24 protein-coding genes are annotated in these 24,020 nt (G+C 42.0%); 16 read left to right on the forward strand and 8 right to left on the reverse strand.

Features of this window, described 5'->3' with window-relative positions:
- Window positions 1–143: 143 nt before the first annotated feature.
- The gene (locus tag MZ182_RS03690) at window positions 144–1,391 is read left to right on the forward strand and encodes a DUF819 domain-containing protein (protein ID WP_011790623.1); all 1,248 of its coding nucleotides are present in this window, start codon (window positions 144–146) and stop codon (window positions 1,389–1,391) included.
- Between the two features lie 55 nt (window positions 1,392–1,446).
- Window positions 1,447–2,295, forward strand: a complete 849-nt coding sequence (gene kdsA / locus MZ182_RS03695; RefSeq protein ID WP_011790622.1) for a 3-deoxy-8-phosphooctulonate synthase — start codon at window positions 1,447–1,449, stop codon at window positions 2,293–2,295.
- 213 nt (window positions 2,296–2,508) lie between these two features.
- On the opposite strand, the gene MZ182_RS03700 is transcribed toward kdsA, so the two are convergent.
- Complete coding sequence (locus MZ182_RS03700) at window positions 2,509–4,332, reverse strand: flavocytochrome c (RefSeq protein ID WP_248066267.1); 1,824 nt, start codon at window positions 4,330–4,332, stop codon at window positions 2,509–2,511.
- A gap of 170 nt (window positions 4,333–4,502) precedes the next feature.
- On the opposite strand from MZ182_RS03700, the gene MZ182_RS03705 reads away from it, so the two are divergent.
- The 4 genes from MZ182_RS03705 to MZ182_RS03720 all read left to right on the forward strand — a co-directional run bounded on the left by MZ182_RS03705 (window position 4,503) and on the right by MZ182_RS03720 (window position 9,460).
- Window positions 4,503–5,531, forward strand: a complete 1,029-nt coding sequence (locus tag MZ182_RS03705) for a porin (RefSeq protein ID WP_248066269.1) — start codon at window positions 4,503–4,505, stop codon at window positions 5,529–5,531.
- A 147-nt stretch (window positions 5,532–5,678) separates the two neighbouring features.
- Window positions 5,679–6,551, forward strand: coding sequence for a LysR family transcriptional regulator (locus tag MZ182_RS03710; protein WP_248066271.1), 873 nt, complete (start codon window positions 5,679–5,681; stop codon window positions 6,549–6,551).
- Between the two features lie 22 nt (window positions 6,552–6,573).
- Window positions 6,574–7,800, forward strand: a complete 1,227-nt coding sequence (locus MZ182_RS03715) for a DUF819 domain-containing protein (RefSeq protein ID WP_248066274.1) — start codon at window positions 6,574–6,576, stop codon at window positions 7,798–7,800.
- Window positions 7,801–7,915: 115 nt separating this feature from the next.
- On the forward strand, window positions 7,916–9,460 hold the full coding sequence (locus MZ182_RS03720; RefSeq protein ID WP_248066277.1) for an EAL domain-containing protein: 1,545 nt from the start codon (window positions 7,916–7,918) through the stop codon (window positions 9,458–9,460).
- A 34-nt stretch (window positions 9,461–9,494) separates the two neighbouring features.
- Here the strand turns inward: MZ182_RS03720 and MZ182_RS03725 are convergent, their stop codons facing one another.
- From MZ182_RS03725 to MZ182_RS03735, 3 genes are all read right to left on the reverse strand, one after another.
- Complete coding sequence (locus MZ182_RS03725) at window positions 9,495–9,833, reverse strand: P-II family nitrogen regulator (protein WP_248066278.1); 339 nt, start codon at window positions 9,831–9,833, stop codon at window positions 9,495–9,497.
- A gap of 183 nt (window positions 9,834–10,016) precedes the next feature.
- Complete coding sequence (locus MZ182_RS03730) at window positions 10,017–10,979, reverse strand: ketopantoate reductase family protein (RefSeq protein WP_011790616.1); 963 nt, start codon at window positions 10,977–10,979, stop codon at window positions 10,017–10,019.
- 44 nt (window positions 10,980–11,023) lie between these two features.
- Complete coding sequence (locus tag MZ182_RS03735) at window positions 11,024–11,383, reverse strand: VanZ family protein (RefSeq protein WP_011790615.1); 360 nt, start codon at window positions 11,381–11,383, stop codon at window positions 11,024–11,026.
- Between the two features lie 163 nt (window positions 11,384–11,546).
- Between MZ182_RS03735 and MZ182_RS03740 the strand changes: the two genes are divergently transcribed.
- The gene (locus tag MZ182_RS03740; protein ID WP_011790614.1) at window positions 11,547–12,032 is read left to right on the forward strand and encodes a YajQ family cyclic di-GMP-binding protein; all 486 of its coding nucleotides are present in this window, start codon (window positions 11,547–11,549) and stop codon (window positions 12,030–12,032) included.
- Between the two features lie 107 nt (window positions 12,033–12,139).
- Here the strand turns inward: MZ182_RS03740 and MZ182_RS03745 are convergent, their stop codons facing one another.
- The 4 genes from MZ182_RS03745 to MZ182_RS03760 all read right to left on the reverse strand — a co-directional run bounded on the left by MZ182_RS03745 (window position 12,140) and on the right by MZ182_RS03760 (window position 15,316).
- The gene (locus tag MZ182_RS03745; protein WP_248066280.1) at window positions 12,140–13,555 is read right to left on the reverse strand and encodes an AmpG family muropeptide MFS transporter; all 1,416 of its coding nucleotides are present in this window, start codon (window positions 13,553–13,555) and stop codon (window positions 12,140–12,142) included.
- A 191-nt stretch (window positions 13,556–13,746) separates the two neighbouring features.
- Window positions 13,747–14,067: a hypothetical protein gene (locus MZ182_RS03750; RefSeq protein WP_011790612.1), complete on the reverse strand. Its 321-nt coding sequence runs from the start codon at window positions 14,065–14,067 to the stop codon at window positions 13,747–13,749.
- A gap of 67 nt (window positions 14,068–14,134) precedes the next feature.
- Window positions 14,135–14,719 carry a peptidylprolyl isomerase gene (locus tag MZ182_RS03755; protein WP_011790611.1) on the reverse strand — a complete coding sequence of 195 codons (585 nt, stop codon included), beginning with the start codon at window positions 14,717–14,719 and terminating at the stop codon, window positions 14,135–14,137.
- A gap of 30 nt (window positions 14,720–14,749) precedes the next feature.
- Complete coding sequence (locus tag MZ182_RS03760) at window positions 14,750–15,316, reverse strand: YajG family lipoprotein (RefSeq protein WP_011790610.1); 567 nt, start codon at window positions 15,314–15,316, stop codon at window positions 14,750–14,752.
- Between the two features lie 428 nt (window positions 15,317–15,744).
- Between MZ182_RS03760 and MZ182_RS03765 the strand changes: the two genes are divergently transcribed.
- The 9 genes from MZ182_RS03765 to MZ182_RS03805 all read left to right on the forward strand — a co-directional run bounded on the left by MZ182_RS03765 (window position 15,745) and on the right by MZ182_RS03805 (window position 23,952).
- Window positions 15,745–16,311, forward strand: coding sequence for a porin family protein (locus MZ182_RS03765; protein ID WP_248066382.1), 567 nt, complete (start codon window positions 15,745–15,747; stop codon window positions 16,309–16,311).
- A gap of 222 nt (window positions 16,312–16,533) precedes the next feature.
- Window positions 16,534–17,565, forward strand: coding sequence for a DUF2804 domain-containing protein (locus tag MZ182_RS03770; RefSeq protein ID WP_248066281.1), 1,032 nt, complete (start codon window positions 16,534–16,536; stop codon window positions 17,563–17,565).
- 134 nt (window positions 17,566–17,699) lie between these two features.
- On the forward strand, window positions 17,700–18,563 hold the full coding sequence (locus tag MZ182_RS03775) for a sterol desaturase family protein (protein WP_248066283.1): 864 nt from the start codon (window positions 17,700–17,702) through the stop codon (window positions 18,561–18,563).
- Between the two features lie 148 nt (window positions 18,564–18,711).
- The gene (locus MZ182_RS03780) at window positions 18,712–19,347 is read left to right on the forward strand and encodes a hypothetical protein (protein WP_011790606.1); all 636 of its coding nucleotides are present in this window, start codon (window positions 18,712–18,714) and stop codon (window positions 19,345–19,347) included.
- Between the two features lie 168 nt (window positions 19,348–19,515).
- The gene (gene mpl / locus MZ182_RS03785) at window positions 19,516–20,910 is read left to right on the forward strand and encodes a UDP-N-acetylmuramate:L-alanyl-gamma-D-glutamyl-meso-diaminopimelate ligase (protein WP_248066286.1); all 1,395 of its coding nucleotides are present in this window, start codon (window positions 19,516–19,518) and stop codon (window positions 20,908–20,910) included.
- 1 nt (window position 20,911) lies between these two features.
- Window positions 20,912–21,571, forward strand: a complete 660-nt coding sequence (locus tag MZ182_RS03790) for a flavin prenyltransferase UbiX (protein ID WP_011918725.1) — start codon at window positions 20,912–20,914, stop codon at window positions 21,569–21,571.
- A 7-nt stretch (window positions 21,572–21,578) separates the two neighbouring features.
- Window positions 21,579–22,109, forward strand: a complete 531-nt coding sequence (gene hpt / locus MZ182_RS03795) for a hypoxanthine phosphoribosyltransferase (protein ID WP_011790603.1) — start codon at window positions 21,579–21,581, stop codon at window positions 22,107–22,109.
- Window positions 22,110–22,246: 137 nt separating this feature from the next.
- Window positions 22,247–23,185 (forward strand): ABC transporter ATP-binding protein, encoded by a 939-nt coding sequence (locus MZ182_RS03800; protein ID WP_011790602.1) that lies wholly within the window; start codon window positions 22,247–22,249, stop codon window positions 23,183–23,185.
- On the forward strand, window positions 23,182–23,952 hold the full coding sequence (locus MZ182_RS03805) for an ABC transporter permease (protein WP_011918726.1): 771 nt from the start codon (window positions 23,182–23,184) through the stop codon (window positions 23,950–23,952). Before MZ182_RS03800 ends, MZ182_RS03805 begins: the two co-directional genes overlap by 4 nt.
- Window positions 23,953–24,020 lie beyond the last annotated feature (68 nt).

Genomic DNA, 24,020 nt, shown 5'->3' on the forward strand with positions numbered 1-24,020 from the left:
CTCTTCTTATTTATTCAATGGTACGACTCAATCAAATCAGCAAAAAATAATAACATTGGGCAACTGGAAGTTTGTCCAAGGACTTAAAGGTTAAGTCTCTAATATAAATAAAATAATTACTGTATTAACAGGGAGAAATTAGCATGACAGGCACGGCATTAGTTACCAATGACGCGGTGGCACTCGGGATACTCGCAACTATTTTAGGTTTTGTTTTTTATACCAGCAGTAGTCACCATCCCTTTTGGCAAAAGTTTTACCGTTTTATTCCTGCGTTATTATTGTGCTACTTCCTGCCATCACTGTTAAATACCTTTGGGGTAATCGATGGGCACACATCGCAATTGTACTTTGTTGCATCCCGTTATTTACTACCCGCTTGTTTAGTATTACTTATTTTAAGTGTTGATTTAAAAGCTATTTTAGGTCTTGGCCCTAAGGCCGTGATCATGTTTTTAACCGGGACTATTGGCATTGTGATCGGCGGACCGATAGCCTTACTTATGGTATCTGTGATTGAACCTTCTTTAATCGGTGTCGATGGCCCCGATGCGGTATGGCGCGGTATGACAACGCTTGCGGGGAGCTGGATTGGCGGCGGTGCAAACCAAGCAGCAATGAAAGAAATCTATGAAGTGGGCGGTAATATTTTTTCAGTGATGGTGACAGTCGATGTGATTGTGGCCAATATTTGGATGGCAGTATTGCTGTTTATGGCCTCAAAAGCTAAAGAGATAGATGCCAAAACAGGGGCGGATACGTCGGCTATTGAAGCATTAAAAAATAAAGTCGAAAAATATCATGCTGAAAATGCACGAATTCCTAATCTTCGGGATTTGATGCTCATTGTCGCCGTTGGGTTTGGTATTACGGGTGTCGCCCATATTGCGGCTGATTTTCTGGGGCCATTCTTCGAAGCCAACTATCCGTGGACCGAGGATTACAGCTTAACGTCTAAATTCTTCTGGCTAGTAGTGATAGTCACAACGATTGGGTTAGCGATGTCCTTTAGCCCTGTGCGTCATTTAGAGGCGGCTGGCGCATCGAAAGTGGCATCGGCTTTCCTCTATATCTTAGTGGCGACCATTGGTCTGCATATGGATGTGAGTAAAGTACTTGATACACCACTGTATTTTCTAGTGGGTATTATTTGGATGGTAGTGCATGCGGGCTTTATGTTATTAGTGGCTAAGTTAATTAAGGCTCCCTTGTTTTATATGGCTGTTGGTAGCCAAGCCAACGTTGGGGGCGCAGCATCGGCGCCTGTTGTTGCGGCGGCATTTCATCCCGCATTAGCGCCAGTGGGCGTATTATTAGCCGTATTTGGGTATGTGTTAGGCACCTATATGGCTTGGATTTGTGGTCAACTTTTACAGTTGGTTGCCGCATAGATCGATATTCAGTTTATTGCTGGGCAGGGGTCCAGTATTTTAGAGAGAAATTGCTATGAGTAATAAAATCATAAACCTAGGTTCAATCGAAATTGCAAACGATAAACCTTTTGTGTTGTTTGGTGGCATGAACGTGCTTGAGTCTCGTGATCTCGCGATGTCGATTGCTGAAACTTATGCCGAAGTCACCCAAAAGTTGGGGATCCCCTATGTATTTAAGGCCTCCTTTGATAAGGCGAATCGCTCTTCTGTCAATTCTTACCGTGGTCCAGGTATGGAGGAGGGGTTAAAGATTTTTGAAGAAATCAAAAAAACCTTCAATCTGCCATTGATCACCGACGTACATGAAACCTATCAGTGCGCACCCGTTGCTGAAGTGGTTGATATTATTCAGTTGCCAGCATTCCTTGCCCGTCAAACCGATTTGGTTGTGGCAATGGCAAAAACGGGTGCCATCATTAACGTGAAAAAACCGCAGTTTTTAGCACCTCACGAGATGCGCCATATCATTACTAAATTTAATGAAGCGGGTAATGACGAAATCATCCTCTGTGAGCGTGGCTCATGTTTTGGTTACAACAACTTAGTTGTTGATATGCTTGGTATGGATGAGATGAAGCAGTCGGGTTATCCAGTGATTTTCGATGCAACCCATGCACTGCAACGCCCTGGTGGTCGTAGTGACTCTGCGGGTGGCCGCCGTGCCCAAGCGACTGAATTAGCTCGCAGCGGTATGGCACTTGGTTTGGCAGGTTTGTTTATTGAAGCCCACCCTGATCCAGATAATGCTAAGTGTGATGGCCCATGTGCGCTACCTTTGCACCAGTTAGAAAATTATCTGAAGCAAATGAAAGCCATTGATGATCTCGTTAAATCCTTCGAGCCAATCGATACAAGTAAGTAAGGGTAAAAAAGAGAGGTTGAATAAACCTCTCAAGCATAGCAGGGGAGCTTTTATGGCTCGGGCAAGAAATAAATTGCCAATATTTACGATGAAAAAGACGAAGGATAGTAAGCCGTTATTCAGATAGAATTCGAATAACTCCAGCTAAATAAGTGCATCTCTGAATAGATAAAATGAGAGACCTTAAGTGGGTCTCCCATTTTATTCTCACTACTATTTTTGGGTTAGTGCGTGTTTTGCCGCATTTGTCCCTGCGATTTTGCCGAAAATCACGGTATCAGCTACAGCATTACCACCTAGTCGGTTATACCCATGAACGCCACCAGTAACCTCACCGGCAGCAAATAAACCTTTAAGCGGTTGGCTTTGTATATCAAGCACTTCAGCTTTAGTATCAATGGCTACCCCGCCCATCGTATGGTGGATGCCGGGCGCAACTTTTACGGCATAGTAGGGGGCTTTTTCTATTGAAAGTGGCATTTGTTCACGATTAAATGCCTCATCTTTCCCCTGTTTGAAATAACGGTTGTAGTTTGTGATCGTTTTTTCCAAAGCACTTGAAGTCATTCCTGTTATTTTTGCAAGCTCTGCAACGGTATTGGCCTTTTCAAGCATTTCTAAATGATCATATCCCTGAACCATTTTGGCTTTTTTGTATAATTCATTATCAAATACTAACCAAGCATATTGTTCAGGCTGCTTTAAGATGGCATCAGAGGCTTTATCGCGGGTTGTTAATTCATTGATAAAGCGGTTGCCATCTTTATTTACCATTATGGCACCGACACCTCGGACCGTTTCTGAAATTAATATCCGGCTATCTTTCCCTACCGTTGGATGTGTTTGGATCCAATCAATGTCAGTCATACTTGCACCGACTGCTTTAGCCAGTTCAATACCATCTCCTGTTGAAGTAATATTGTTCGAGCTTGTCATACCTTTAAATGTAGGACGATAAAAAGCAATCATCTCTTTGTTAAACCCATAGCCGCCTGTGGCTAAAACCACCGACTTAGCTGCAACCATATAGTGGCCTGAATGTTTACCATGGACGACAACACCCACAATTCTTTGTTCATCATCAACAACTAACTTGACCACTTTAGAATTGAGTGTTGTATCAACACCTTCTTTATCGGATGCTTTTCTAAGTACATCGATAATATGTGGACCAACACTTAAACCACCCGATGGACGATGTGTTCTATCGACTCTGGCGCCGCCAGAACGCTTTAAATCGTCCATATTGGCGCCTAAAGATTCTAACCATTTAATACCATCAGCAGATTGTTCCGCTAAGATTTGTACCAATTTAGGATCGTTAGCATATCGACCGCCTTTCATTGTATCTTCGACATACCATTCGATTTTATCATCGACCTTATGGTCTTTTTGCTGAGCCGTCCCTACGGCATTATACCCGCCTGCGGCGAGCATAGAGTTGCCACCACTAAATGGCGCTTTATCGAGTAATATAACGTTAGCCCCCGCCTTTTTAGCAGCAATTGCAGCATTAAATCCAGCGCTACCCGCCCCAACAACAATCACATCCGTTGTTTCTTTAGGGCCTGCAGCAATCGCTTTATTTATTGCCTCATTATCCCAACCTTTGTCCCATGGCTTCTTGGATTTTGCTTTATTAAAAGGCATGTCGAGCCCTTTAAATGAATGGCATTCGTTGCAATATAATTTGGGTTGTTCATGTCCTTTATGACATGATGTACAATTAATATCGCCTAAATGTGAAGAGTGTGGATCAATTTCAAGTTTAGGATTTGCTAGTTTTTCATAATCACCATGGCAGGATTTACATTGTTTATTTTCAAATGTTTCACTGTCACTTACCTTATTGGGTGCTGTATGGCATGTTTTACAGCCATTGATATCTTTATGAAATGATGCTAAATCATTTTTATTATCTGCAGCCCATGACGAAGCCGTTAACATTGAACATATAAAGATGCTCAAATATTTTATTTTCATGCATTTCTCCAAATGTGTTTTTATCAGTTTTATATAATGATAGTGATATCTCATTATTAAATAGTGATGTCGCGCAATGAATCGCGGTTGTTAAGTATAATTTAATGGTGGTTAAATTATATTTAACCATGTGATTTTGTTGGTTAGTTGTGATCTAAGGTGGAGATGTATTGATTTAAAACATTAATATGGCATTGCTTTTATATTCTAAAAAGGTGATGTCAATGAAGAATGCTAAATATATTTATCTTGGTGCAGTTTTAATTTGTTCAACTCAAACATTAGCTGAGCCATTAGATTTTTATGGACGCTTATGGCTGGGTGTTGCAAATTCAAGTAATGGTCTATCTGGTAATGAAAAGGTTGATGGCTTTTCTCTTGAAAATTATGCTTCATATTTAGGTGTTAAAGGAGAATATGCTGCATATGATAACTTTAGCTTGTTATATAAATTTGAAGCAGGAATAGAAAGTTTTGATAACGATGACTCCAATATTTTTAAACCTAGAAATGCTTACTTAGGTTTTAAAACTAACTATGGGTCAGCCGTTTTTGGTCGAAATGATACTGTTTTTAAAAGTGCTGAAGGAAAAGTGGATTTATTTAATATTACCTCTAGCGATATGAATATGATCATTGCGGGTAACGATAGATTAGGTGACTCCGTAACATTAAACAGCGCTAAAGTCGTTGGTGTGACTATGGGGATTAGTTACGTTTTTGATAAGGACTTTAATCAAAAAAATCCAGAACTATCTGATAAACAAAACAATTACGCGGTAAGTTTCACGGTAGGGGATGCATCGTTTAAAAATAAAAATCATTATTTTTCAATTGCATATGCTGATGGTTTGAATTTACTAGAGGCAACAAGATTGGTAGGCGGACTTTCCGTCGCATCGATAAAATTCGGCGCTATGTATCAGCACTCAGAGTCGAGTTTGTATGACAATATTAAAGGGAACTCCTATCTATTAAGTATGAGTGTTCCAATTGATAAATATGATATAAAGCTGCAGTATCTAAAAGATGATGCCGGGCTTGGTAAAATTACAAAAAATGCTGGAGCAGATCTAAAAACACTAAAAGAGAGTGATGCAAGTCAATATTCACTCGGGGTTGATTTTAAGGCCCAGAAGGATTTGACTTTTGGTGTAGGTATTTCCTATTTTGATGGTGATTATACCGATGCCAAAGGGCATACTGAGTTCGATGATACTCTCATTTTTGTATCTACAAGATATTTGTTTTAATTATCTATAGATAAAGCGGCTATAATCGCCGCTTTATTAAAATTAGATATTTATCATGTTAATTATCTAATGTTTTAAACTATTATACTGCAAGTAAACTGATTTCCCCTCGTGGAGCATATGATGCGGATAACATTAAGACAATTGATGATCTTTAAAGCTATACATTCTGAGAGGCAGATCTCAAAAGCAGCAAAAGTGCTTCATATGTCAACACCTGCTGTCAGTATGGCACTTAAAGAATTAGAAAGTTCTTTAGGTTGCAGGTTATTTGAGCGGGTGTCGGGTGGTTTGGTTGTTAATGCCCATGGAGAAATTATATTACCTTATGCAAATGAAATGCTCTGTAAAGGGAAGGAGTTGGAAAATATATTCTCATTTCCTGAGCACGGGATTAAGGGAACCTTAACTATTGGAAGTAGTAAAACTGCTGGTAATTATGTTTTATCTAGGAAAATTCCTTTATTTAAAAGCCAATATCCAGATGTAAAAATAAAATTGGTTGTTGATAATAGTTTAGTTATTGAGAAGATGGTCTCTGAAAGAGAGCTCGATTTAGGTTTTATAGATGCCAAACCAGCGAGTAAAAATCTTATTTGTGATCACTGGTTGCAAGATAATCTTTGTATTGTGAGTGGTGCGGCTCATCCCGCTGCTAGTGATGTAAATACAAAGGCATGGCTTAGTGAACAATTATGGATATTCGACCATGAAGCATCGCTTTCTCGAATTCGGGCAATACAGTTATTAAAAAGTTTAAATATTCATGTCCGTGATGAAATTTGCATGTCGACAATTGGCGCGATTAAGAGAGCCATTGGGACTGGTATAGGGCTGAGTGTACTGCCTATGCTAGCTATTGATGCTGAATTAGCTCGGAAGGATCTTACTTTATTATCTGTTCATGGATGGGATTATAAACGGACTTATTGGTCAATTCAGCGAGAAGGTGAAGAATTGTCTGCACTGAGCATGAGTTTTTTAGCTTTTAGCAAGCAATCATATAATCATCTTAGCTAATCATTCTACTAGGTGAACTATTTTGCTTTCATCGGATCTTGAAATAGGATTTTTTTTAGCACTTTTACTCGTTGGTATTTTTTATACTCATTCATCCTCCATCAAGTTTTTTAACATTTTATATCGTATTTTTCCTTTAATGTTAATCTGTTACATTTTACCCGCTATTTTTAGTTCACTAAATATTATTGATGCTAGTAATAGTCAGCTCACCGAAATAGCAAAAACACATTTTATGCCCAGTTGCTTGTTTTTATTGATTTTAAGTACCGATTTCTTTGCTTTAACCTTAGTGGGCAGAAAACTGCTAGGTATGTATGTGTTAGGTGCGGTAAGTATCTGCATTGGTGGTCCATTAAGTTTATGGTTTGGTGCAGTATTTTTTCCTGATGAACTCCTTTGGCAAGGGGATAATGCAGCGTGGAAAGGTATGTCAACACTGATGGCCAACTGGCTTGGTGGAACCGCGAATCAATTAGCGATCAAAGAAATTCACCATGTAGGTGATGCAGTCTTTGCAGTAATGATGGCAATTAATGTTCTTTTTTCTGGTTTATGGATGGTTATATTACTTTTTATTGCAGAACGCCAAGATAAAATTGATGATTTACTGAAGGCTGATAAAAGTTTTAGGCCGATATTTTGTCATGATCTCAAACTTAAAGTGATGCCTAAGCTAACTCGTTATTATTGGATATTGATATTGCTGAGTGTCTTTTTGATGGTGATGTTCCTTACCAATAATTTATCCTCTTTTCTTGCTAAAACCATTGCTGACCATCTTCCTGCTTTATTTAAGTATAATCTCACTTCTGATTTTTTTTGGTCAGTGTTAATTGCCACTTTCTTAGGTTTGTTATTTTCATTAACAAATGCAAGGCATGTATTAGTCAATGAAACTCGGCATCTCGCACTTTTTTTTATTTATATCATGATTATGTTGATGGGATTGAATTTTGATATTAGTGCATTGAGTGCAGCGCCATATTATGTTTGTATTGGGTTTGTTTGGTTTTTTATACATATTATTATTTTGTTTATTTTTACTGTTTTTTTTCGTTTACCTATTATGTACTTAGCAATTGCAAGCCAGTGTAATATTGGTGGGGCAGCTTCTGCGCCTGTTGTGGCGAGTGCCTTTCACCCAAGGTTAGCATCTGCTGCGGTATTGATGGCTGTTTGGGGTTACACTTGGGCTTCTTTATTGGCTTGGTATGTTGGCTTTTTAATGCAGTCTATTCAACCTTAATGTAATGATTAATAGAAAATATTTTTATTGTAATTAGGGTGATGTGTTTGAATATTTGCAACATTCATGTTTAGTATACAAATGGTTACAACAATCATATAAGGGATTTGCTAGGATGCTGACCCGTTTAAATTTACTACAAACTCAAATGCGCAATCTGATATCTGCCTATGACCTTTCGCCTAAGCATTGGGCGGTCATCTTGCTACTGCCTATCTTGCTTGCAATGGGGCTGAGTTATGCCACGACAAGCTATACGGTGCATAATAAGGCTCGGGATATTGGACATTTTAATTTAGAGCGTCTTCAAGATTTATTGAAGAAGTCAGATAGCATAAGTGAGTTTGCAATGACTCTTGGGGAGGGTGATTGCGCTAAGTTAAGTGAGTTTATGAGGTTTAGGCCTTATAACCGAGGTGTATTATTATTTAATGAAAAGGCTTTTTATTGTTCATCTATCGTCGGTGATATCAATCTTCCTCTCAATTTTCTTCTACCAGAAGATAGATTAAAAGATTCAACTTATTACATAGTGCCTGAAACCCTTGCTCGCCCCGGTGTTCCAGCGGTGATGACTGTTTCAAAAGACGCTAAAACTCGCCATGGCGCGATTGTGTTAATAGAAGGTCAGTATCTTATTGATAATTTTATTCAACCAGATGTTTTTCCGCGCCCAGTGAGTAATGTCGTGCTTGGATTACACGGGGCAACATTGCCAACAGAACCCAATTTTGGTGAGGGTGACGTTATTGCGGTGCCTGCTATCGATAATGATTTTGTGATGTTATTAGAAGTGCCTAGAGCGTTTTTTGAGCATTTCTTCTGGATTTATTTTGGTGTGTCATTACCGATTTTTTTTATTTTTATCCTTTTATTGTGTCTATTATTCTCACGGAAAAAACGTCGTCACTCCCTTGCTGACGATATCCGTAGTGGTATAGAAAATAAAGAATTTTTCTTGGTTTATCAACCTGTAATTTGTACCGAAGATGGAAAAGCCAAAGGGGTTGAAGCACTTGTTCGTTGGCAACATCCTCAAATGGGGTTAGTTCGACCTGATTTATTTATTCCTATCGCTGAAGATAGTCAGTTAATTGTGCCTTTGACCAATTACATTTTTGAAAAAGCCTTAGAAGACTTTGCCAATATGGAAGTTGAGGCTGGTTTTAGGATTGGTTTTAACGTGGCGCCAGAACATTTTGCTCAAGTGGATATAGAGTCGAAATTTATCCATTTACGGGATTCTCTCCAACGTATCGGTGTCACTCCACTGATTGAGATCACTGAGCGGCAACTCTTGACGCCAGATATCTGCCAGCGTATTGAGGGGTTACGGCAGTTAGGTATTCTCGTCGCGATTGATGACTTTGGTACAGGGCAGACAACCCTCTCTTTGCTGCAAACTATGCCCTTAGATTATCTAAAAATTGATAAGTGCTTTATCGACACAATAGGACAAGAGTCGGTAACATCCCATGTACTTGATACTATTATTGAACTTTCACATAAAATGCATTATGTGGTGGTTGCGGAAGGGGTTGAAACTCAAGATCAGGCAGAATATTTAACTAGCAGACAAGTACACTTTCTACAGGGGTATTTATTTGCAAAGCCTATGAAACTTGAGGAGTTAAAACGCTGGTTAGTCGAGCAGATCTAACCTAGTCGTGATTAAAAGTAACGCGTTGGAGTTATCATATTGCATCGGCACCTTCTTCTGAGGTGCGGATGCGTACTACTTGCTCAAGATCCGTCACAAAGATTTTTCCATCGCCAACTTTACCTGTATGCGCGGCTGTCATAATGGCTTCAATGACGGCGTCTTCCTGCTCAGTATGGATGGCCATTTCAAGTTTTATTTTAGGTAAAAAATCGACAGCGTATTCGGCACCACGATAGGGTTCTGTATGCCCCTTTTGACGACCAAAGCCGCGGACTTCAGTAACCGTCATGCCATTTATACCCAGTTGGGTTAGAGCTTCACGTACATCGTCTAATTTGAACGGTTTAATTATTGTGGTGACCAGTTTCAACGTTATTCTCCAACAAGTAGCAGGGTTAATTTGCACGGTTATAGCAGAAATTAGGCCATAAAAACAAAGCATTCATTATCATCATGTTAATTTAGATGTACACAGTAACAATGTCATATTTGATATAAAATGGTGCGAAATTAAGTTGGTATGCTCCATATAGGTGCATTATTTCGGTGCAACTTATTGCCCATGCTGCCCAGCAGGTTTTGATATTTCTAGCAGTTTAACTTTTTTGCACATTTCGGTATTAATAGCGGCACTTAAGCCGTGCACTTTAGCACGCTCACAGATATAGCCATTGATTTGATCTATTTCAGTGCGCCTTTGATGTGCAATATCTTGGTGCATTGAGGAAAAGTTTTCTGCCGTAAGCGTTATCACTCGATAGACTCTGTCCTGTAAGAATTTCCTATCGAGTGTTATACCATCCTGTGCAGCAACTGAAACTAACTCATCAAGGATAGCTGTAATGATGTGATTAAATTGCGGCTCTGCTAGCATTCCATTAGGGCATTGATATATTGCAGTTAAGGGATTGATTGCCGCATTAACCGCCAGTTTTTGCCATAGACAAGGAATGATGTTATCAACCCATTCACAATTGGGGATGGCTTCCAATAAGAGTTGACGATAACGCTCATCAAGCTGTTGACCACAATAATGCCCAATTTGGGTTAACCCTTGCCCTGTTTGTTTTATCTGCCAACGCTGCTGGCGAAGCACACCTTGGGATGTTGTTCCCAAACTAAGGCCGCGAGAACCGATAAGGGGAGCTAAAGCTAAGTGTGGCCCCATACCGTTATGCAGTAGCAAAATATGACACTGGCTTGAAAGTTTATCGAGTAAAGGCGTAATAGCCTCGAGTACTTGATAGGCTTTAACACAAACGATGATAAGTTTTATACCTAACAGCGCTTCTTGCTTAGGCTCAAACATTGGCACTGTGTAATGACTTTCAAGGGGAGGGCTGACCATTGTTTCTGGCTGCATTAAGGCGGTAAAGCTAAGTTGCTGCTCTTGCACTATATCCGTCGTTTTTCCAATAAAGCCGACTGGGTTTCCTGCCGTATGAAGCTGATGGCAAATCAATTGCCCTACCGCTCCTGCGCCCAGAATTGCGATTTCAATATTAGCGGAGTTCATGCTCACTTCCCTTACTTATCTTGATTTGCTCAACATCGGCAGTTTTATTCTTGCAATTGTGCAGCGCGAAAGTATTTACCATAGATCCAAAGGCAAAAGTAAAACAGCGCGATACCTGCAAAATCGGCAAGTACATCTCCTATTGATGCACTGCGGTAGGGTAAGCGGGACTGCACTAACTCGATGATTACGGCATAGCTTGCCAGTACGAGCGATAGCCAATACCACTTTGGGCGAAAAGCGAGATAGGTCAGATAGGATAGGCAAAAAAAGCTCCCAAGATGGCCAATCTTATCGATATGAGGAATGCTCTGTGAATAGGTCGGTCTGGAAAACACCAGATAACTGATTACGACAAAGGCTACGGCTAAAGCCAGTTTAAATAGGGTGTTTTTGGTTATCACGAGTATGGTTTTATTATCTTAGCGTGGGGCAATAATAGGAAAATGCGCAACCAAAGTCATCCATAACCCGAGTTTTATCTTGCCCAGAATGAAGTTAACCTTCAACTTGTGGTGTGGAGTCGGTAAACTATGGGCATTTACAATCACCTAAGGGGCGGCAACCATGCCTTCATTTGATATCGTGTCTGAAGTGGACGAAGTTGAATTACGTAACGCTGTAGAAAACTCCCGTCGTGAACTTAGCAGTCGTTTTGACTTTCGTGGAAAGAATGCTGAAATCGAATATAAAGATCATGTGGTTACTCTGTCTGCTGAAGACGATTTCCAATGTAAGCAGCTTGTAGACATTTTACGGACTCAGTTAAGTAAGCGTAATGTGGAACCTTCAGCAATGGATGTGGATGAAAAGTCGGTACACAGTGGTAAAACATTTTCGTTGAAAGTGCGTTTTAAGCAAGGGATCGAAACCGATATTGCTAAAAAAGTCGTTAAGATGATTAAAGACAGTAAGCTGAAAGTGCAATCCTCTATCCAAGGTGACACGGTACGGGTAACAGGTAAAGCCCGTGATGACTTACAAGCGGTAATGGCGTTAGTGCGTCAATCTGAATTAGGTCAGCCTTTCCAATTCAATAACTTCCGCGATTAATATAATTTAATGCCTGTTTAAGTGCATTTAAAGCTTCTATATAAAAAGCCCTCGATGCTCAACATTGAGGGCTTTTTATTTGGTAATGTTGTTAATTTGATGAAGGGTTAGCTGTCTGATTGCTTGGTTTTGATCTGTGCATCATCCATTAATGATGTGCTGGGGTGTGGCGCATATTTGTTAACTAAGGCGATCAAGAATAACACTGGAAAACCAATGACGCTGGCGGCAACAAAGAAGTTTACATAGCCAAAAGAATCGACATAAGCACCCGAAAAACCAGCAATAAACTTAGGGAATAGCAGCATGATCGAAGACAACAAGGCATATTGAGTTGCACTGTAGCCGTTGCTGGTGAGGCTCGATAGATAGGCAATAAAGGCTGCGGTGGCGATACCAGCGCTGAAGTTATCCACGGAGATTGCAAAGGTTAAAAAGGGCACGTTATAACCAATGACAGCCTGCCAAGCGAATAACAGGTTAGTGACCGCCACCAGTAAAGCGCCAAGAAAGAGTATTTTCATCGTGCCAAAACGGGCTAAGAGCACACCACCAAAAGCTGCACCAACTAAGGTCATAATAAGGCCGTATATTTTACTCAGATAGGCAATTTCTTCCTTTGTGAATCCCATATCAACATAGAAAACATTCGCCATAATTCCCATCACAATATCTGAGATGCGGTAACAGGAAATCAGCAGCAAAATAAGGATTGCACTGCGGCCATAGCGTTTAAAAAAGTCGATAAAAGGTAGCACGCTAGCGGTATAAACCCAGGAAATACTCGCCGCTACGGGTCGAGGATAACTTGCGCTTAAACGTTGTTTTAATTCGAGCTCAGTGGCATCTGCAGCGCGGGTGTCCACTTCGGGCTCGCGGCTAAAAAGGGTGGTTAAGATCCCCACCGACATTAATCCTGCCATCACTAGGTAGGACGTTTGCCATGCCACTAAGTTATATTCGGTATTGCCTGGTTCAACCCAAGCCGCAATGGTGAGTGCGCCAGCGGTAGCAACGATCATGGCACTGCGATAACCCACTTGATAAGCCGCTGCGAGCGCGGCTTGCATTTTTTCTGGTGCCGATTCAATCCTAAAGGCATCAATGACAATATCTTGAGTGGCTGAAGCAAAGGCGACCATGAGGGCGAAAATAGCTAAGCGTTCGAGATCTTTTAAGGGATCACTAAAGGACATGCCAAGAATAGCGGCCACTAATAGCAGTTGGGCAAACAGCATCCAACTACGTCGTCGTCCGAGAAAGCGGGTAAATAAGGGTAAAGACAGCCTATCCACCAACGGCGACCAAGCCCACTTGAAGGCATATGCTAAGGCTATCCAACTGAAATAACCGATAGATGTCCGATCAACTCCAGCTTCGCGCAACCAGAATGATAGAGTAGAAAATACCAGCATCAAGGGCAGCCCTGCGGAAAAACCGAGGAAGAGGAGGATTAAAACCCGCTTGTGATAGTACACACTAAGCGCATCGAGAATGCGTTGAATAGAACCTGTTACGGACATTGGTATGAGTCTAAGTGTTGAATCTGCCTAGCTTACGGGTAAGGTGCCATTAGGTTCAAGGACTAATACCAATCCTTTTGGAACTCAGATTTGCTTATTGGCACTTTATCATAAAAACTGACCCAGTTATGCTGGGCCATTTTGCTGTGATACCACCCTATTGATTGCCTAATATGGCAGTCTTAGACCTATTAAGGTCTTATCCCTATGCAACCGTTAGGCATTCTGCCTCCAAGACTGAGAAAGTTACAACAATCATGGATTTGCTTACGCAGATATTGATTGCCGCGAAGAGTGCTGCCTGGCCAAGTGTTAAAGCTATGGAGTAAATGCCAAAACACTTTCTCGGTTTCCGTTTGTGCGTCGCCTGTTGGATTGAGCAATTGCCATTCCTCTAGCGTATCCCAAAGATAGAGCTGTACTTCATGGAATTCGAGTTCATCACTCAAAAAGGCTTTTCCATACACAGCAAGCTGGGGTGCTTTATTATCGATGAAATCAGTTGCTGTCATCGTATGCCTCCTTTCAGTTGCTATCTGAGTATAGATGCATAATTAGCGCTTTTACTCGAATTTTTTATTATTTTTTAGGCAGTAATTTAGCCGATTTCAATATGATTGGGGTGACGGGGACATCGGGCCAATTAAGTTTAGGGTTGGTCGTTGTTTCTACTACGGCCATAGCTTCAAGTACAGGTTTACCTTCAATTATTTCACCAAAAACGGCATAACCCCAGCGGCGTTTTGAGGGGTCGAGTTTAGTGTTATCAGTCACGTTAAAGTAAAACTGGCGTGTAGCCGAGTGTGGATCGTTATCCCGAGCCATGGCAATTGTGCCCATACTGTTCGTTAGACCGTTGCCAGACTCATTCACTATAGGTTTTCCCGCAGGCAGTTCATCCAATTTAGGGTTGAGTCCTCCCCCTTGCACGACAAAATCGCTAATCACGCGATGAAAAATGGTGTTGTCATATTCACCTTTTACGACATAGGTTAAAAAGTTGTCGACAGTAATGGGGGCTCGGGTTCTGTCTAACTCGACCACGATTTTGCCTAAACTGGTATCAAACTCGACTTGGGGATACAAGGTGTCAGGTTGAATGTCGATTGCAAAGCTGCTGTGACTAATACACAGGAATATGAGTGCAGATATCCAGCGTAGCATTTTGATTTCCTTATAAACTATCGGCGATTATTATTGTTGTAAAAATTGGTTTAGCTCGGGATCATTTAGAATTTCCCCTGACAGCTGGCCAAGTAATTTGTTCATATCTAATTCTAGGGTTGCAAAGTCGGGGGTTAGTGGCCCTTTTAGTGTCCCTTTGGCTTTATAGCGTTTAACGAGTTCTTGAGTCGAGTTTCGAGCTTGCACGGCAATCATTACACTGTGCTTAGCTTCATAACCAAAGGTTTTTTTGGTCACATCCATCTGTAATTCTTCTAATTGAATTTGTACCGAATGACTGGCTCCTGGATCAATTTGATAACCGGCTTGAGCAAAACCATTACGGAATACTTCGTCGAGTTGTAATTTTGGTGGTTCACTTGGGCCGACTAAGCGTGTTTTTGTGCCCTCTTCAATAAAGCGTGCAACATATTCGACATTACGGGTATCAAGGGTTTCCAGTGAAATAGGGATAGTTCTTGATATTTGTTGTTTCACATCTGGAATTTGCGGGCTAAAAGCCATATGAGTTGGCTTTTGGCTAGCGCAGCCAACGAATAGCAGGGGAAAAGTCAAAGTCAGTAATAGCCGTTTCATTGGAGATCTCGTGCAAGTAAAAGTGGTTACAGCATACCAGAAATCACTTTTGATGCCACAGAGCACCGTGATTCAGTTGAGGTACAGGCGAGGTGTATATTATACCAATCACATTAAATATCTAATCAGTTCAGAGCCTCACAGGCGTCTCAATCCAAGGCGCATTGACGCAGAAATGGTCATTCCCTTTTAAGTCAATGCAACACGGGAGTGGGATGCCTGTGAGGCTCCCGAAGGGCGGGTTTCAGCACGCTTTATACTGCGTTTAAGGCTTTTGACAGAGCACCATACTATGCCTTCAATCCTTCGCCTTGTCTAAAGCGCGTTGAACTCCCGTTGAATGAACAGATATTTAATATGATTGGTATTATCCATCGCGACAATTTTTAAAGACTTAATTAACTCAGATGAGAGCGTGAATGAAATATATAACGAATTTATCCCTATCAGTATGGGTAGTCTTGTTAGGCTTGGGTGCTGGCACATTAAGCTCGAATGCAACTGCAAATGATGCAACTCATCATCTCGTTGGCGCTAGCTTAGGTTACGGTGCCCAAGAATTTGAAACTAAAAATGGTAAATATGATGCGGGTGATACCGTCACTGTCGATTTATATTACCGCTATATGCTCAATGAGCATTTTGGCGTTGAAGCAGGTTATTTAGCGGGTTCTGGTGGCGTGGCAAGTGCACTTGTCGAGGCATTTAGCGAGATAAAAGATCTAAGTTATCAGGGTGGCAGAATAGCCGCTTACGGTGAATATCCGTTATCGACAGGCAATAGCTTGTATGCCAAATTAGGCGCAGCTTACACCCAAGTGAGTTATGAGATGGATAAGCAAGATAGGGATTCTGACGATATCGGTTTTTATGGTGCTGTCGGTTGGCAATATCGATTTAAGTCGGGGTTTGGTTTGAATCTAGAATATCAATATATTCCGATGAAAGAACTAGAGTTGCAGGGGATTAATGTTGGTATTAGCTACAAATTCTAATCGCTTCTCAACATCCTGCGAGCAATGATGAAAGCGCCTTTAGGCGCTTTTTTGATTTTATCACTAAGGCATTTCGCTAAGATAGAATGCTGGTGGATAACAAGTTCACAACAATTTGGTGTTGCACTCTTTTAATGCAATGTGGGACAGGTTAGAGTAAAAATTCGATGTTTATAAGAGGAGAGCATAGATGCTCCCCTGTTCTTTGTGTAAGGCTGAGTCATGTCAACGATAGCAACGCAAATCGCCCCAGATAGCCTAATCAATCCGAAAGGATTACCTCATTTCGGTCATTTCGATGGCATAGTTAAAACCTTAGGTTTAGCGGATTTTGCCTACTATGACACTATGGATAAACCTGCTTCAGCGTGGGCCAAGCATTTCGATTATAAGCAGTTTCAGTTTGTTTCTTTGGTCACGCCACGTTATGTCCTTGGGGTCGCGCTTGCCGATATTGCCTATGTCGGCAGTGCTTTTTGTTATTTATACGACATTAACACTAACACACTCACCCAGCTTGATTGGCTAAAACCTTTAAGACTTGGCTATCAGATGACGTCATCACCTGCTAATGGTAAAAGCCAAATTGGTCGTAAAGGGGCGCGGTTAAGCTTTGAGATTGTTGAGGGCGGTTGGCGGTTAATGATAGATACTAAAAACATTCAAGCCGATGTGAGTTTGCATCCATTCGCCCTAAGTTTACCTATGGCGATGTGTAGTCCGACGGGATATAACGGCTGGACTTACACACAAAAGCATAATGGTTTGACCGTTAAAGGTAGTTTGACAGTAGGTCACGAGCCTCAGCCGTTGAATCAAGCCTTAGCGGGCTATGATTTTTCAGCAGGTTATATGCGCCGCGATACGAGTTGGCGCTGGGCGTCGATCAATGCGCGGATCCATGAAGGCATAATGGGGCTTAATTTAGCTGCCGGAGTTAATGAAACCGGGGCAACGGAAAATGTCTTTTGGATTAATGGCGAGCGCCATTTACTTGGGCCCGTGCAATTTGAATTTGATCGCTATGCCACTCTTGGCGCCGAAGTCTGGCGGATCTACAGCCAAAATGGTCAAGTGGATTTGCAGTTTGCGGCGCACAATTGTCGCAGTGAAAAGCGTAATTTACTTTTCCTTAAGAGTAACTTTCGCCAATTTATCGGCCATTTCAGCGGCACGATAATCGACAATCAAGGACGCAGTTATTTGCTCAGTAATGTCCTTGGTCTCGCTGAAGATCACTATGCACGTTGGTAACCGAGCATGGGGAACCGACCATTGTTGCCTGCGTTGTGGTGTTGAATGCGGTTTATTAACCTCGGTTTGGATTGAGATAACACGATAACGATAAAAAGAATCATAAAACAAGAAGAGTACAGGACGACCTTAATATGGATATCACCTCGCTTATCCAGCACCCAGAAGTGTTACTGCTTATACTTGCTCCATTGTTTTTCATGTGTATTTTGCTGGAATGGTACTTTGGCGATAAAAAACAAAGATTACCTTTGAGTGCACGTTATCGTGGTCAAGAAGTGCTGTGTAATTTCAGCCTCGCGGCAATGCATCAAGGCGCAGATCTGCTCACAGGCCTTCTAATCGCTAAGCTGTATTTGGCGATTTTTGGTTGGAAATTATTCGATATTGAAATGGGTCCATTGAGCTTTATTGCCTTGATGGTTGCGCAGGACTTTTGTTATTACTGGTTCCATCGGGCGAGCCACAGAGTGCGCTGGATGTGGGCGGCTCATGTGGTACACCATAGCTCTGAGAATATGAATTTTAGCACTGCGTTTCGTCAGAGTTTAATGTATCCCTTTGCGGGGATGTGGGTATTTTGGTTACCGCTGGTGGTAATAGGTTTCGATCCAAACTGGGTAATATTTGTCGTATTGTTCAATCTTGGATTACAATTTTTTGTGCATACACAAGCGATTACATCACTTGGGCCACTTGAATGGGTTTTCAATACACCGTCACATCATAGGGTACATCACGGCCGTAATCCCCAATATATCGATAAAAATTACGCAGGTGTGCTTATCATTTGGGACAAGCTATTTGGCACCTTTGAACCTGAGGACGAAACTGTGATTTACGGGATCACTAAACCAGTCAATAGCTTTAATCCACTAAAAGTGACCTTCAGTGAATGGTGCGATATGTTTAGCGAAGTTACGGCAAAGGGGTTGAGTCTGCCACAGAGACTGAGGATCTTATTTGCACCACCGACCAATCATCAAAAACATGATTAATAAAATAGTGTAAATGGCTAATGGGAGTGTGGCCTTAGCCTTGGTAGCCTACTTTTCTTTTTTTGCAAATTAATCGCTGAAAAAATGTACTAAACCATACTTTGGTGGTAATTTTTTGCACAAGGGATTCATCTGAGTAGGTTGCTATATGATTGATGAGCCGTATTTAACCTTGGAGGAATTAGCTTGCTTTAGTGAGCTATTTTCTCCTAATCGTATAACTCATGGCATGGAGGAGGCTAATCCTGAGCCTTGGGTTAATCATGTATTGACGGTTAAAACCGAAGTGCCGCAAGCATTGGCCTCCTTATTAGGTAAAGCCAAGTTAACGCTTTTAGCTGAGGTTGGCCCTTATAAACTGTGGTTCCCCCTTGAAATGAGACTCGATGACTTTGGGCAATTACAACCGACATTGGGTGTTCCAGAAGTCTTAGACACCACTGGTGCGGAACGGAGTTGGCGCCTGACTCAGCCTGAGGATGTGTGGATATTCGACCATGATCAGGGTGAGCAATGGTCTGTCGTGTCTTTATCGAGTTCTGGCATGGCTATTCGTGCTAAATCCCAACAACAGTTTGAACAGCTAATTGGTAGCCAAGAGTTACAGCTACAACTTCCCGATGGTGAGACGATGCGGGTAAAGATTGAACCTATCCGCCATGAAGAAGGATTGGCAATTGTGAGATTTGAAGCTGAAATCCAAGAGCGCGAAGCCTTACGTCAGTTCTTATTTAATCGCCATCGCAGCCAACACGCTAAGCTCTACGCCAGCTTACGTGGATAAGTGAGTGTTGTGACATAATCCTGTTAGATAAACTTCAGTCAATTGTAAAAATCCCTTTCTTTGTCAGGATCTTTGCCGAGTAAGTGGCTTTTCCGAGATCCTAACCTGCCAATCTGCGGTTCTATGGATTAGAATAGCCTTGAATTCAAAAACATCAGAGCGAGCAGTATGCACGTACATATTTTAGGAATTTGTGGAACCTTCATGGGTGGTCTGGCGTTATTGGCTAGGGCAAAAGGGCATAGAGTGACGGGTTCGGATGCCAATGTTTACCCTCCAATGAGTACGCAACTAGAAGAACAAGGCATTGAGCTTATTCAAGGTTTTGATCCTAGCCAATTGGGTGAAGCCGGACATTATCCTGACTTAGTCGTGATTGGTAACGCCATGAGTCGGGGAAATCCCTGTGTAGAAGCCGTGTTGAATATGGGTATTCCTTACACTTCTGGTCCGCAATTTTTGGCCGAGCATATTTTACCGGAACGTTGGGTGTTAGCGGTTTCAGGCACCCATGGTAAAACCTCAACTTCGAGTATGTTAGCGTGGATTTTAGAGGATTGTGGTTATCAGCCTGGTTTTTTAATTGGTGGTGTACCGCAAAACTTTGGTGTGTCTGCATGTTTGGGGGAATCAGCGTTCTTTGTCGTCGAAGCCGACGAATACGATAGCGCTTTTTTCGATAAACGCTCCAAATTCGTGCATTATCATCCACGTACTCTTGTGATTAATAATCTCGAATTTGACCATGCCGATATTTTTGCCGATCTAGCGGCTATCCAAAAGCAGTTTAACCACCTGATCCGTACTGTGCCAGGTGAAGGAAAGATCATTTGGCCCGTTGATGCGCAAGCGGTAAAACAGACTATTGATATGGGCTGCTGGAGTGAGCAAGAACATTATCATACAGCAGAGTCTATTACTGGTTGGTATGGCAAAGCCTTAAGTGATGATTGCCATTGTTTTGAAGTGTTTTTTGACGGCGAATCCCAAGGGGTACTTGAGTGGGATTTAATTGGTCAGCACAATATCGAAAATGCCATTATGGCGATTGCAGCCGCGCGTCATGTGGGCGTTAAGCCAAGTGCTGCGATTGAGGCTTTAGCACAATTTATACCGCCAAAACGTCGTCTTGAGTTGTTAGGTACAGTGAATGGTATCAGCGTATACGATGATTTTGCCCATCATCCCACCGCTATTGCGACCACATTAAAAGGGATGCGCGCTAAGGTCGGCCAGAGCAAAATTATTGTCGTACTTGAACCACGGTCAAATACCATGAAGAGTGGCGTGCATAAAGACACTCTCGCATATTCTATGATGCAAGCTGACGAAGCGTTTTTATATCAAGCAGATACGATTGACTGGAACATGAAAGAGGCGATGGAAGCCTCAGTGATTCCTGTCATGGTGTTGCATCAGATTGATGAGGTTGTTGCTAAGGTTGCGGCAACGGCTAAACCCGGTGACACCATAGTGGTCATGAGTAATGGTGGGTTTGGTGGTTTACATAAGAAGCTGCTTGCCGCATTAGAGCAGGCTTCAACGGTAGAGCAGGTTAACTAAGATGGTCTACCCAAAGTCGACTAAGGCAATTAGCTTAGCTTGGACTGGCGCCTCGGGCGCTCCCTATGGACTGAAGTTACTCGAATGTCTGTTGGCTTCTGGTTTTCAAGTGTTTTTGATGATTTCGAGTGCGGCGCGAGTGGTGTTAGCGACAGAGCACGGTTTGCAACTCAGTGCGAATAGCGAAAAAGCGAAACAACAACTGCTTGCTGTATTGGCAGAAAAAAATGCGGCTATTGTGGGGGAATTGGTTGTGCTTGGTAAGGATGAGTGGTTTTCTCCCCCCGCATCAGGCAGCGCCGCACCTAAACAAATGGTCATTTGTCCTTGCTCGACAGGAACACTCGCGGCGGTTGCGACAGGAATGAGCAATAATCTGCTTGAACGAGCCGCAGATGTGGTGATTAAAGAACGCGGACAGCTTATCCTAGTGCCCAGAGAAACCCCTTTTAGTGCTATACATCTCGAACATATGTTGAGCCTTTCTCGCCTCGGTGTGACGATTATGCCTGCGGCGCCCGGTTTTTATCACAATCCCAAATCGGTGGAAGATCTGGTAGACTTCATGGTCGCTCGAATTCTCGATCATTTGGGCGTTGACCATGCACTAACGAGTCGCTGGGGGTATGACAAGCAGACCCACCGTGACCTCGACAATTGAGACTGATATGAAACACACCACCGAAGTGATGATCTCCGCCGAAGAGATTAACCAAAAATTGGATCAAATGGCTGAGTTAATCAATGCCCATTATGCCAACAGCGAACGCTTGTTGATGGTGGGATTGTTAAAAGGCTCAGTGGTCTTTATGGCGGACCTCTGTCGCCGTATTAAGGGCCATGTTGAAATTGATTTTATGTCGGTTTCCAGTTATGGCAATTCAATGACCAGTTCACGGGATGTGAAAGTGCTTAAAGATGTGCAATCGGATATCGCAGGCCGCGATGTGCTGATTGTCGAAGACTTGATTGATTCTGGTAATACCTTAAGTAAAGTTCGCGAGATGTTGTTGCTGCGCGAACCTAAAAGTCTTGCTCTGTGTACTTTGCTGGATAAACCAGAGCGCCGAGAAGTGGATGTGAAGGTTGATTTTATCGGTTTTACTATCCCGGATGAGTTTATCGTGGGCTATGGTATTGATTATGCCGAGCAGTATCGTAACCTGCCTTACATCGCGAAAGTTGTGCCACTCGAATAATTGCATTCTTGCTCGGTTATAACAGTTAAAACTCCCGCAACATGCGGGAGTTTTGTTTTATATAAGGTCGACGTATTGTATTTGGCTTTTTTGCCACCATCTTATTAGTCTCGTTATGTTAAGGATCAGGTACAACTATGGTGAATACTGCCCATGCTCTGGTACTCGAAGGGCTTAAAAAAACCTATAAAGGCGGCGTAGAAGCAGTTAAAGGCATTAGTCTTACTGTTAATCAAGGGGATTTCTTTGCCTTACTCGGCCCTAATGGTGCGGGTAAATCCACTACTATCGGGATTATTAGCTCTTTAGTTCAGAAGAGTTCTGGTACGGTTAAAGTCTTTGGTTATGATATTGATGAACAATTAGAGCATGCCAAATTATGCATAGGTTTAGTCCCGCAGGAATTTAATTTTAATCAGTTTGAAACGGTATTACAGATAGTAGTGAATCAAGCAGGTTACTATGGTGTACCCAAGTCTATCGCGCTTGAGCGCGCGCAAAAGTATTTAACTCAGCTAGATTTGTGGGAAAAACGTCACAGCCAGTCGCGGGAGCTATCTGGGGGTATGAAACGGCGTTTAATGATCGCCCGTGCTTTGATGCACGAACCTAAGCTACTGATTTTAGATGAGCCGACCGCTGGGGTGGATATTGAACTGCGCCGTTCTATGTGGGAGTTCCTTAAACAAATTAATCAGCAGGGTGTAACCATTATTCTCACAACCCATTATCTGGAAGAAGCAGAAATGCTATGCCGCAATATCGGCATTATCGATAATGGTGTGCTGGTGGAATGTACCAGTATGAAGGCGCTGCTCGGTAAGCTGAATATGGAAACCTTTATTCTCGACCTACGCCACGACATCAATGTCGCTCCAACGCTCGATGGCATGGTATGTCGTCTCACCGATCCCCACACTTTAGAGGTGGATGTGGCTAAAGATCACAATCTTAATGAGGTATTTCGCCAATTAACTGCCGCAAATGTGGAAGTATTGTCTATGCGTAACAAGTCAAATCGGCTAGAAGAACTCTTCGTTGAATTGGTGAATAAAACCCAGGGAGCTTTAGCATGAATCAGCTCTACTTTATTGCCTTTAAAAGTATTTTAAGTAAAGAAATCAATCGTTTTACAAGGATTTGGATTCAGACGTTAGTCCCACCTGCGATTACCATGACCTTGTATTTTTTGATTTTTGGTAACTTAGTCGGTAGCCGAATTGGGGATATGGGTGGCGTATCTTACATGGAGTTTATTGCACCCGGTTTGATCATGATGTCGGTGATCACTAACTCTTACTCAAATGTGGCGAGCTCGTTTTATAGTGCTAAATTTCAACGCAATTTAGAGGAGCTAATGGTAGCACCTGTGCCCCATTATGTAATGATTGCGGGCTATGTGGGAGGTGGTGTTGCCCGTGGCTTATGTGTTGGGTTGATTGTAACTTTAGTCGCGATGTGCTTTGTCGACATTAGCTTGCACCATGCGGGGTTGGTGATAATGACGGTCTTTTTAACCTCAGTGCTGTTCTCCTTAGGAGGCTTAATTAATGCCGTTTTTGCAAAGAGTTTTGATGATATCAGCATCATACCGACTTTCGTGCTCACCCCATTGACCTACCTTGGCGGGGTCTTTTATTCTTTAACACTTTTACCCTCATTCTGGCAGGGCGTTTCAGCACTAAATCCCGTAGTTTATATGATTAACGTGTTCCGCTATGGATTCTTAGGATTTGCCGATATCAGTGTGCCGCTATCCATCGCCATTATGGTGGGTTTTTGTATCGCTTTATGGGCGTTAGCTTACTATCTTATCTCACGCGGGATCGGGCTGCGTTCGTAATATTTCTTCGCATTACATCTAATAAAAAGGGAGCTACTAAAGAGCTCCCTTTTGTTTTTAACAAAATA

The organism is Shewanella sp. JNE2 (genome assembly GCF_023159115.1).
GTDB classification, from domain to species: domain Bacteria; phylum Pseudomonadota; class Gammaproteobacteria; order Enterobacterales; family Shewanellaceae; genus Shewanella; species Shewanella putrefaciens.